This window comes from Pseudomonas sp. P1_F1_2 (assembly GCF_056405815.1).
Genome location: NZ_JBFUBK010000161.1, coordinates 1 through 9,486 on the forward strand (window position 1 = coordinate 1; position 9,486 = coordinate 9,486).

Annotated in this window: 13 protein-coding genes and 1 pseudogene; 9 read left to right on the forward strand and 5 right to left on the reverse strand. The window is 59.2% G+C overall.

Translation table 11 applies throughout. The features are described 5' to 3' along the window. Positions 1–105: 105 nt before the first annotated feature. On the reverse strand, positions 106–1,323 hold the full coding sequence (gene alaC / locus AC1D2P_RS29290; RefSeq protein WP_109785104.1) for an alanine transaminase: 1,218 nt from the start codon (positions 1,321–1,323) through the stop codon (positions 106–108). A gap of 139 nt (positions 1,324–1,462) precedes the next feature. Here alaC and AC1D2P_RS29295 point away from each other — a divergent pair, with 139 nt between their 5' ends. From AC1D2P_RS29295 to AC1D2P_RS29315, 5 genes are all read left to right on the forward strand, one after another. Further along, entirely contained in the window at positions 1,463–2,125 is a 663-nt protein-coding gene (locus AC1D2P_RS29295; RefSeq protein ID WP_046032000.1) for a LysE family translocator, read from the forward strand. A 66-nt stretch (positions 2,126–2,191) separates the two neighbouring features. After that, positions 2,192–2,677 (forward strand): GyrI-like domain-containing protein, encoded by a 486-nt coding sequence (locus tag AC1D2P_RS29300; RefSeq protein ID WP_046031999.1) that lies wholly within the window; start codon positions 2,192–2,194, stop codon positions 2,675–2,677. A gap of 98 nt (positions 2,678–2,775) precedes the next feature. Then, the gene (locus AC1D2P_RS29305; RefSeq protein WP_477811725.1) at positions 2,776–3,264 is read left to right on the forward strand and encodes a GNAT family N-acetyltransferase; all 489 of its coding nucleotides are present in this window, start codon (positions 2,776–2,778) and stop codon (positions 3,262–3,264) included. A gap of 97 nt (positions 3,265–3,361) precedes the next feature. Continuing rightward, the gene (locus AC1D2P_RS29310; RefSeq protein ID WP_046031997.1) at positions 3,362–3,628 is read left to right on the forward strand and encodes a prevent-host-death protein; all 267 of its coding nucleotides are present in this window, start codon (positions 3,362–3,364) and stop codon (positions 3,626–3,628) included. Further along, positions 3,621–3,962, forward strand: coding sequence for a hypothetical protein (locus tag AC1D2P_RS29315; RefSeq protein ID WP_046031996.1), 342 nt, complete (start codon positions 3,621–3,623; stop codon positions 3,960–3,962). The genes AC1D2P_RS29310 and AC1D2P_RS29315 overlap by 8 nt, the downstream gene beginning before the upstream one ends. A 60-nt stretch (positions 3,963–4,022) precedes the next feature. Here AC1D2P_RS29315 and AC1D2P_RS29320 read toward each other — a convergent pair whose 3' ends face one another. Then, positions 4,023–4,508: a GNAT family N-acetyltransferase gene (locus AC1D2P_RS29320; RefSeq protein WP_109785107.1), complete on the reverse strand. Its 486-nt coding sequence runs from the start codon at positions 4,506–4,508 to the stop codon at positions 4,023–4,025. 139 nt (positions 4,509–4,647) lie between these two features. On the opposite strand from AC1D2P_RS29320, the gene AC1D2P_RS29325 reads away from it, so the two are divergent. The 3 genes from AC1D2P_RS29325 (at position 4,648) to AC1D2P_RS29335 (ending at position 6,720) form a co-directional block, all read left to right on the forward strand. Next, positions 4,648–5,073 carry a YybH family protein gene (locus AC1D2P_RS29325; RefSeq protein ID WP_046031994.1) on the forward strand — a complete coding sequence of 142 codons (426 nt, stop codon included), beginning with the start codon at positions 4,648–4,650 and terminating at the stop codon, positions 5,071–5,073. A gap of 67 nt (positions 5,074–5,140) precedes the next feature. Next, on the forward strand, positions 5,141–5,485 hold the full coding sequence (locus tag AC1D2P_RS29330; protein WP_046031993.1) for a YciI family protein: 345 nt from the start codon (positions 5,141–5,143) through the stop codon (positions 5,483–5,485). Continuing rightward, positions 5,485–6,720: an RNA polymerase sigma factor gene (locus tag AC1D2P_RS29335; RefSeq protein ID WP_258666937.1), complete on the forward strand. Its 1,236-nt coding sequence runs from the start codon at positions 5,485–5,487 to the stop codon at positions 6,718–6,720. The genes AC1D2P_RS29330 and AC1D2P_RS29335 overlap by 1 nt, the downstream gene beginning before the upstream one ends. Positions 6,721–6,819: 99 nt before the next feature. On the opposite strand, the gene AC1D2P_RS29340 is transcribed toward AC1D2P_RS29335, so the two are convergent. Further along, entirely contained in the window at positions 6,820–7,674 is an 855-nt protein-coding gene (locus tag AC1D2P_RS29340; RefSeq protein WP_046031991.1) for a LysR family transcriptional regulator, read from the reverse strand. A gap of 90 nt (positions 7,675–7,764) precedes the next feature. On the opposite strand from AC1D2P_RS29340, the gene AC1D2P_RS29345 reads away from it, so the two are divergent. Continuing rightward, positions 7,765–8,211, forward strand: a complete 447-nt coding sequence (locus AC1D2P_RS29345; protein WP_477811726.1) for a multidrug/biocide efflux PACE transporter — start codon at positions 7,765–7,767, stop codon at positions 8,209–8,211. 143 nt (positions 8,212–8,354) lie between these two features. Here the strand turns inward: AC1D2P_RS29345 and AC1D2P_RS29350 are convergent, their stop codons facing one another. Then, entirely contained in the window at positions 8,355–9,077 is a 723-nt protein-coding gene (locus tag AC1D2P_RS29350; RefSeq protein ID WP_477757834.1) for a TylF/MycF/NovP-related O-methyltransferase, read from the reverse strand. Further along, positions 9,074–9,486: pseudogene (locus AC1D2P_RS29355) on the reverse strand (hypothetical protein); the annotation flags it as partial. The pseudogene AC1D2P_RS29355 and the gene AC1D2P_RS29350, both read right to left, overlap by 4 nt.

Genomic DNA, 9,486 nt, shown 5'->3' on the forward strand with positions numbered 1-9,486 from the left:
TTCCCACGCTCTGCGTGGGAATGCCACCATGGACGCTCCGCGTCCACTGTGACGCAGAGCGTCACCGGATTCATTCCCACGCTGGAGCGTGGGAACGATCATGGGTCAGGCGTTGGTTTTCGGTGCCAGCCCATCCGCCCTGAACATCCCGCGAATCCCGCGCACCGCCTGACGAATCCGGTCCTGGTTTTCGATCAGCGCGAAGCGCACATGGTCGTCCCCATACTCACCAAACCCCACGCCTGGCGAAACGCAGACCTTGGCCTCGGCCAGCAGTTTCTTGGCGAATTCCAGCGAGCCGAGGTGCGCATACGCCTCGGGAATCTTGGCCCAGACGTACATCGACGCCTTCGGGTTCTCGACCATCCAGCCCAGTTCATGCAGGCCTTTGACCAGCACGTTACGCCGCTGCCGATACTGCTCGGCGATGTCCTTGACGCATTGCTGGTCGCCTTCCAGCGCCGCAATGGCCGCGACTTGCAGCGGAGTGAACGTGCCGTAGTCGTGGTAACTCTTGATCCGCGCCAAGGCGTTGACCAGTTCCGGATTGCCGACCATGAAACCGATCCGCCAACCCGCCATGTTGTAGCTCTTGGACAGGGTGAAAAACTCCACCGCAATGTCCTTGGCGCCCGGCACTTGCATGATCGAGGGGGCTTTCCAGCCGTCGTAGACGATGTCGGCGTAAGCCAGGTCGTGCACCACCAAAACGTCGTACTGCTTGGCGAGGGCGATTACGCGCTCAAAGAAATCCAGCTCCACACATTGAGCAGTAGGGTTGGACGGGAAGCCGAGGATCATCATTTTCGGTTTCGGGATCGAGCCGCGAATCGCCCGTTCCAGTTCGGCGAAGAAGTCCACGCCCGGAATCAATGGCACCGAACGCACCTGGGCGCCGGCAATCACGGCACCGTAGATGTGGATCGGGTAGCTGGGGTTGGGCACCAGCACGGTGTCGCCCTGATCGAGGGTGGCCAGCATCAAGTGCGCCAGGCCTTCCTTGGAACCGATGGTGACGATGGCTTCGCTTTCCGGGTCGATGTCGACCTCGTAGCGATCCTTGTACCAGTTGGAAATTGCCCGGCGCAGACGCGGAATGCCCTTGGACGTCGAGTAGCCGTGGGTGTCTTCGCGCTGGGCGACCTGCACGAGTTTTTCGACAATGTGCGGCGGAGTCGGGCCGTCAGGGTTGCCCATGCTCAAGTCGATGATGTCTTCGCCACGACGACGGGCGGCCATCTTCAGCTCGGCAGTGATGTTGAACACGTAAGGGGGGAGTCGATCGATGCGCGCAAAGCGGCGCGGCGAACCTTGTTCGGCCATTGTTGCCTCGAATAACGTAAGCGCCCGGAACCGTCCGAGCGACGCTGGCCACTGCGGTGGCCTGTTGCGGAAGATAAGGGCTGATGTGGCACACTGTCCAGCCACTGCGTAAACAAATTTGTCCGAAGGAAATCGGTTGATGGAATTCACCAGCGGCTTCTTGCTGAGCCTTTCGCTGTGCCTGGATATCGGCGTGGCCAATATCGCGATGATCACATTGGCCATGCAGCGCGGCTATTTCCAGGGCTTTGCGCTGGGGTTGGGGACCTGTGTCGGCGACCTGATCTACGCGGTGCTGGCGTTGGCGGGCATGACCGTTTTGCTGCAATACGAAACCGTGCGTTGGGTACTGTGGATCGGCGGTTCGGCGTTGCTGATCTATTTCGCGGCGAAGATGATCTATTCGGCGATTCACCACGAAGCGGCCTTGGCCCAGGCCGAAGAGGTGGGGCAGAACTCCCATCGCAAAGAGTTTTTCCGCGGGATCTTCCTCGCCATGTCCTCGCCCAGCGCCATCCTGTGGTTCGCGGCAGTCGGCGGCACGCTGATTGCCCGTTCCGGCGGCGGTGGCGCCCTCAGTTCGGCGCTGTTTCTCGGCGGTTTTCTTTGCGCCGGACTGCTCTGGAGCGCCGGCCTGTGCTTCGCTGCCAGCCACGGCGGCAAGTTGCTGGGCGACAAATTGCTGCGCTACTCGTACATGGCATCGGCGGCGATCTTCTGCTATTTCGCGGTCTACGTGATTCTATCGGGCTACAACGAGTTTGTGGGGGCGGGCGCCGTCGAACAGTTGCACGCCCTGTAACTGGGCGAATCGGGTTTGGCTTCTATACTCCCAGCCGAACCCTTTTTTAAGCTCAGGAGATGAATCATGGATGAGCAAACAAGCGCCGAAGTAACGGAACCACGCTTCGAACACGGACACTTCCTGCTGATCGCAGGGCTTGGCGGAAAATTTACTCAACAGACTACTGCTGACATTCCCGCGCTCTGGGACAAATTCATTCCGCACATCGGCAATGTTCCCGGGCAAAAAGGCGAAGTGACTTACGGCGTCTGCTGCAATTTCGACGGTCAGGGCGGTTTCGATTACATCGCCGGGGTCGAGATCAGCAAGCTCGATGACTTACCGGACACATACCGCTGGGTAGAGGTGCAGCCCCAGCAATATGTCGTGTTCGAACACAAGGGGCCGCTCACCGCCTTGCCGCAAACCTTCCAGTACATCCATGGCACGTGGCTGCCTAAGTCTGGACGCGAGCTGTTGGCTGCCCCGGAGTTCGAGCGCTACAGCGAAGACTTCAACCCCAAGCTCAACACCGGCAAGCTGGAAATCTGGTTGCCGATCAAAGCGTAAACAAGACGGCGAGAGACTGATTAGTAGAATCGTCTCTCGCTGTCGCGCGGGTGCTGATTTATGATCCCCAGCCTTTCCCACGCTGATTCCGAGCTGCCATGAACACCGTCATCCGCAACGTCACCGCCACTGATCTGGACCGCTGCTACGCCATCGAAACCGTGGCCTACGAAGGCGACGAAGCCGCCACCCGGGAGAAAATCGCCACCCGCATCGCCACGTGGCCCGAGGGTTTCGTCGTGGCTGAAGTCGACGGCGTTGTAGCCGGTTTCATCAACTCCGGTGCGGCGTTTCAGGTGGAAATGTCGGACGAAGCGTTCAAGGAACTGATCGGCCACGACCCGGCCGGCCCGCATGTCGTGATCATGTCGKTGGTGGTGCACCCGGATTATCAGGGCTTGGGGTTGGCGAAACAGTTGATGGGCGAGTTCATCGAACGGATGCGTGCGCAGGGCAAGACCCACATCCACCTGATGTGCAAAGAACGGCATATCCCGCTGTACGCCGGGTTTGGCTTTGCCTACATCAAGCCGTCGGCCTCTGACCATGGCGGGATGGCGTGGCATGAGATGGTGTTGGAGCTTTGAGGTCGCAAATGATTGCTTGAGATAAGTTTTTTTATAGCCTAAATTCAGACCGTGTTGCATTGGCCAGCCTGATTGGATGGCGGTAGAGGAATGAGTAATGCGAGTTGAAACCATCAGTTTTGTAAAAAAGAACGCCGCGGCACTGGATCTCTCTGAGCCTATGCTCGTCACGCAAAATGGTGTGCCGGCTTATGTGATTGAGTCGTATGAGGAGCGTAAGCGTCGTGACGAAGCCATTGCGCTGATCAAGCTTCTCTCGTTTGCCTCCCGCGACAAGGAGCAGGGCAAGTTGATTTCTGGTGACACACTTTTGGCCAGACTGGCTCAGCGACGTCAATCAGAGCAAGGCGATACCGATGCCTGAAACCTACAGGGTAGAGTTCGCGACTGCTGCGGAGCACGGAGTCGTTTCACTTGAGCACTACCTGACACAACAATGCGGTCGCAAAAAAGCGGCAGAGCTGGTTGATCAATTGGTCATGCAGATCGTTACGGCACTGGCTAGCCAGGCTCATGTCTATGGTGTTTGTCAGGAAGCGGCGTCTCTGGGTGTAACTCTATTTCGAGAGTATCTGCCTTTGGGGCAGCGGGTTCTGTATGAGGTATATCCGAGCGAAAAACTTGTGGTGGTCGCTCTGGTGATCGGCCAACGCCAAAGTGTCGAAAAACAACTGCTCGACTACTGTTTACTGCTCTGACAGAAGACTTCATCCAAAGGGTTGCCACGAGGCAACCCTTTTGAATCGCCCCCCCGTCGGTTAAAAAACCAACCCCATCCGCCGTTCATACCCGATCCGGCCCTTGTACGCTTCACCACTGTCGACCCAGCCGAATTTTGCGTAGAGCGCGATGGCCGCCTGGTTGTCCGCATCCACCGACAACTCCAGCCCCTTTATTTCCGGAAACGCCTGGCGCGCCACGTCCGGCAGCGCTTGCAGGCAGGCCTTGCCGTAGCCTTTGCCTTGAGCGTGTTGATCCACTTGCAGCGCATGCAAGGTGGCGCTGTGTTCATCGGCCCAGGCCGGCAGTACGGGCGGGCGCTTGAGCAGCAGGAAGGCGACCGGAACGTCTTCGACCAGTAGCGCAAACCCTTTGACGCCCGGGCCTGGTCTGGACAGCAAGGTGTGCAATGCACCGTGAATGTCGCCGGAAAATTTGATTTGTTCCTGAAGAACTTCGATGGCCTCGACCTGCTGGCGCTGGAGTGCGTTCAGGCTGTCGTAAGGCACGAGTCGGGCTGTCACTGGAGTGTCCTTTTTCCAACACGAATGGGTCTTGGATTTTAGCGAGTTTGCGCAGATGGATTATTTTTATTTGGTTGTCGATTTGCCGTTTGGCCGAACGACTAAGGGTGTCTTCACAACAAAAACACGGAGAACCACCATGAGCGCTACCAATGAAATCCAGACCCTGATCGACACCTATCGTCAGGCAGTCATTTCTAAAAACGTCGATAAAATCATGGCCCTGTATGCCGACGACATCGTCTCCTACGACGCAGTCAAGGCCTTGCAGTTCCGGGGCAAGGCCGCGTACCGCGCGCATTGGCTGGAGTGCATGGAAATGTGCCAGGGCCAGCATCAGTTTGATTTCGATCATATGAACATTGTGGCGGACGAGCACGTCGCCTTCGCCCATTGGCTGGCCCATTGCGGTGGCACCAACGACAAGGGCGAGACCCAGGCCTGCTGGATGCGCGTGACCGCCTGCTATCGCCGCGACGGCGGGCAATGGCGGATTGTCCACGAACATTGGTCGGCCCCGTTCGACATGGTCAGCGGCACCACGCTCTTCAATCTGGAGCCCTGATCGTCGGGAATTTCGCCAAGGCGTCAATCTGCAGCCATAGTTGATCCGTTCGATTCAGGAGAGTCACATGAAGTACCTATGCTTGGTGTACAGCAACGAACAGGCGTTGCACTCATTGCCTGACAGTCCCAAGGACGCCGAGTGCATGGCCTACGCCGAGTCGATTCAGGGTAGTGGCCGCATGGTGGCGGCCGAAGCGCTGGAGTCGGTGCAGACCGCGACCACTGTGCGCATGCGTAACGGCAAGATGTCGATCACCGACGGTCCGTTCGCCGAAACCAAGGAGCAGTTGGCCGGCTTCTACCTGATCGATGCCAAGGACCTCAATGAAGCGATCCAGGTCGCCGGGGACATCCCGGCGGCCCGTGTCGGTTGTGTTGAGGTGCGCCCCGTTCGCCAGTTGAATCCTTGATGCCGGGCGAGTCGGTGCCGGCTCGGGTCGAGCTGGTTTACCGCGAAGAGTCGCGGCGGATCCTGGCGACGCTGATCCGATTGCTCGGCGATTTCGATCTCGCTGAAGAGGCCCTGCACGAGGCCTTTTTCGTGGCGGTGGAGCGCTGGCAGCGTGATGGCGTGCCGGACAATCCGCGCGCTTGGCTGGTGTCCACCGGGCGCTTCAAGGCCATCGATGCGTTACGTCGGCGTGCGCGGTTTGTCGCGGCGCAACCGCTGCTGATCGCTCAACTGGAGGCGCTGGAACAGGCCGACTGGAGTGCCGAAGACGTGGAAGATGATCGCCTGCGGCTGATCTTCACCTGTTGTCACCCGGCACTGGCCGCAGATGCTCAAGTGCCGTTGACCTTGCGCGAAGTCTGCGACCTGTCCACAGAGGAAATCGCCCGGGCGTTTCTCTCGGCGCCCGCCACCATCGCTCAGCGCATCGTGCGGGCGAAAGCGAAAATCCGCGATGCGAAAATCCCTTATCAAGTGCCGACGCTGAAGGAATTGCCCGAGCGCCTCGACAGCGTGTTGCGGGTGATTTACCTGGTGTTCAACGAAGGTTACTCGGCCTCCATCGGTGCTGAAGTGACGCGCGAAGACCTGACGCGCGAGGCCATTCGGCTGGGGCGTTTGCTGCTGGAGTTGCTGCCCGAGCCGGAGGTCATGGGGTTGCTGGCGCTGATGTTGCTGCATGAGTCACGGCGCCTGGCCAGGACTTCGGCAAGCGGCGAGTTGATCGTGCTGGATGAGCAGGACCGTTCATTGTGGGATGCGGGGATGATCGCCGAGGGTTGCGCCCTGGTGGAACGGGCGCTGACCCTGCAGCGCTTTGGGCCGTATTGCCTGCAAGCGGCCATTGCGGCGGTGCATGCCGAGGCGTCAGCGCCGCAAGCCACGGACTGGCCGCAGATTGTCGGTCTGTATGACTTGCTGTTGCGGATGGTGCCATCGCCGGTGATCGAGTTGAACCGGGCAGCGGCGATCTCCCAGCGCGATGGACCGTTGGCGGGGCTGACGTTGGTGGAGGCGATTCTGGATCGCGGCGAATTGCTGGATTACCACCTGGCGCATTCGGCGCGGGCGCAGTTTTATCGGCAGTTGGGACGGGTGGAGGAGGCGCGGGCCGCGTATGGGCGGGCGCTGGAACTGACGCAGCAGGTGCCGGAGCGGCGGTTTCTGGAAGCGCGCATAAAGGCGTTGGGGTGATGTGATGTGTCGGGCCTCATCGCGGGCAGCCATGCTCCTACGGGGTTTGCGTTTAACCTGTAGGAGCATGGCTTGCCCGCGATAAGGGCCAAAGGACCTTCACTCCAGCATCTTGCTCAACAACCAACTCCCCGCTGGCCCCGGCGGATATTGGCGTGACCACAACGCATCGACAAACACCGGTTTCGGCCAGCCGCGCACCTGAAGTTCCTGCAACGAACCCTGGCCATAACGCTCCACCAGCCACCGCGGCAACGACGCCCAGCCAAATCCTCCCTGGGCCATTTCCAACAGCATCAAGTAACTCGGCGCCGACCAGACGCGACCTTTCGCCCGGCTTTCATACGGATTGACGATGGTGGCCAGGCGCAGCTCCCGGTGCTGTTGCAATACATGCTGGTCGATATGATCGAGCGCCGCCAAGGGATGCGCAGGGGAGACGAACAGTGCGATTTCCGTGCGCTCTTCGACGGTAGAGCTGACCAGGCTCGGAGGGTAGCTGTCCTTCATTTCCGCGAACGCCACGTGCGCCCGTCCCCGTTGCACCAGCGCTATCAGGTCATCGCATTCGGCAATCAGGCATTCGAGCTCCAGGTCCGGATAGCGTTGCTCGAACGCACTGAGCACCGCTTCGAACCGGTCGGATTGATAAGTGTCGGAAATCGCCACGGTCAGTTTTGCCTCAATGCCTTCAGACAATTGGCTGGCCGTCATTTCCAGCCGGCTGGTAGCAGCCAGGATCTCCTCGGCGCGTTGCAGCATCACGTGCCCGGCCGGGGTCAGGCTGGGTTTGCGGCTGCTGCGGTCGAAGAGAACCAGGTTCAAATCGATTTCCAGGCTGGCCACTGCTGCGCTGATGGTCGACTGGCTGCGCCCCAGTTTGCGCGCCGCTGCGGAAAACGAGCCTTGGGTCGCCGCCTGGACAAAGGCGAGCAACACTTCGTGAGAGGCCATGAACTATCGCCTTGATCGATGGTTATTGGTTATGAAGTATCGGCTTGATGCAGGATCATGGCAACCACAGTCACTCAGAGGAGTCAGGCCATGAGCCCCAACAAATCCATCACAGAGCGTGTTTTCCAGGCCATTGGTTTCGAACTGCTGGCCATCCTGATCTGTACCCCGTTGCTGGCCTGGATCATGAACAAACCGTTGCTCGACATGGGTATGGTCACCATGCTCATCGCGGCGCTGGCCCTGGCCTGGAACGTGGTGTTCAACGGGATGTTTGACCGTGTTCTCAACCACTACAACGTGGTGCGCACGACATGGGTCCGGGTGGTCCATGCGCTGCTGTTTGAAGGCGGTCTGGTCGCCTTCGGTGTGCCGCTGATTGCCYGGTGGCTGAAGACCAGCCTGTGGGAGGCGTTCTTGCTCGACATCGGCGTGCTGCTGTTTTTCCTGCCGTACACCTACATTTACCACTGGGTGTATGACGTGGTGCGGGAGCGGGTGATGGTGGGTCGGGCGACGTTGCAAAAAGCCAGCTGAGACAGGGGCTGCAACACATAACAAATGTGGGAGCGGGCTTGCCCGCGATGGCGACCTGACAGTCAACGATGATGTTGAATGTGCCGGCCTCATCGCGAGCAAGCTCGCTCCCACAGGTTTTGTATCAGCTGTACGGTTATGCGTTAGATGTGGAAGTAACCCACGCACGAATCAAACGGCAGACGCTTGAGTTCGATTTTGTTCAGGTCCAGCACTTCGCGCAGGGCCTTGGTTTCGCCCGGGAAGTTGCGGTAAGCGACTTCGTCCAGAACCACGATGGCGCCTTTAGGCATGTACGGCAGGAAGGTTTCCAGCGCGACTTTGGTCGATTCGTACAGGTCGGTGTCGAGGATCAGCATGGCCACGACCAGGTCCGGACGGGTCTTGACCCACTCAGGCACGGTCTTGACGATGTCGCCCTTGACCAGTTCGCAACGCGGGATGCGGTTGACCGGGCGCAGCAGGTCGTTAGCGTCGATCATGTCCTGGATCAGCGACTGGTCGGTGTCGGAGAACATGGTCTCGTTGACGTCGGCCGGGTCTTCTTTCTTGTCGATGCTCTGGAAGCCTTCGAAGGTGTCGAAGCCTACGATCGAACGGTTGATCGCGTACGGTTCCAGAATCATCGACAAGTGCATGTACAGCATCAGCGAGTTGCCCTTGTACACGCCGCACTCGATGATCGCGCCCGGTACTTCAGCCACTTTCTTGAACAGTTCCATGCGCGACAGTGCAGCGGTTACGCCGATGCGGTTGGCGAACACGAACGGCGCGTCGGCCACGTACTCGGCATCAACGCGCTTCAGAACGTTGGCACGGGTTTCGTTGTACTGGGCCTCTGCAGGCGTGATGCGACGCTTGGTCATTGCTGGATTCCTTGGAAATTCGAGAAGTCGTGGGCGTGGAAATAGTCTTTGAAACCGGCGCCGACGTCAGGGCAGGCGCTGTCGACGTTGATCGCGCCGCGCTTGTGCTTGAGGTCATCGAGGTGCATCAGGCGGAAATCCACGCTGAAGCGGGTTTGTTCGGTGTGGTTGGCGACTGTGCCATGCAGGTGCGAGCCGGAGAAAATCAGCATCTCACCGGTGTTGCCGGCAATGCGCACTTCAGAGGACGTATTGATTGCCTCCAGTGGCACCGGGTGCACGCGGACTTCCTCCTTGAGGTTGTCCTTGGCCTTGTGCCGCTGGTTGTTGATCCAGTCGTTGAGGCTCCATTCGCTGGAGGTGTTCTTCACCGGCACATCAAAGTAACCAGCGTTGATCATCATGGTCT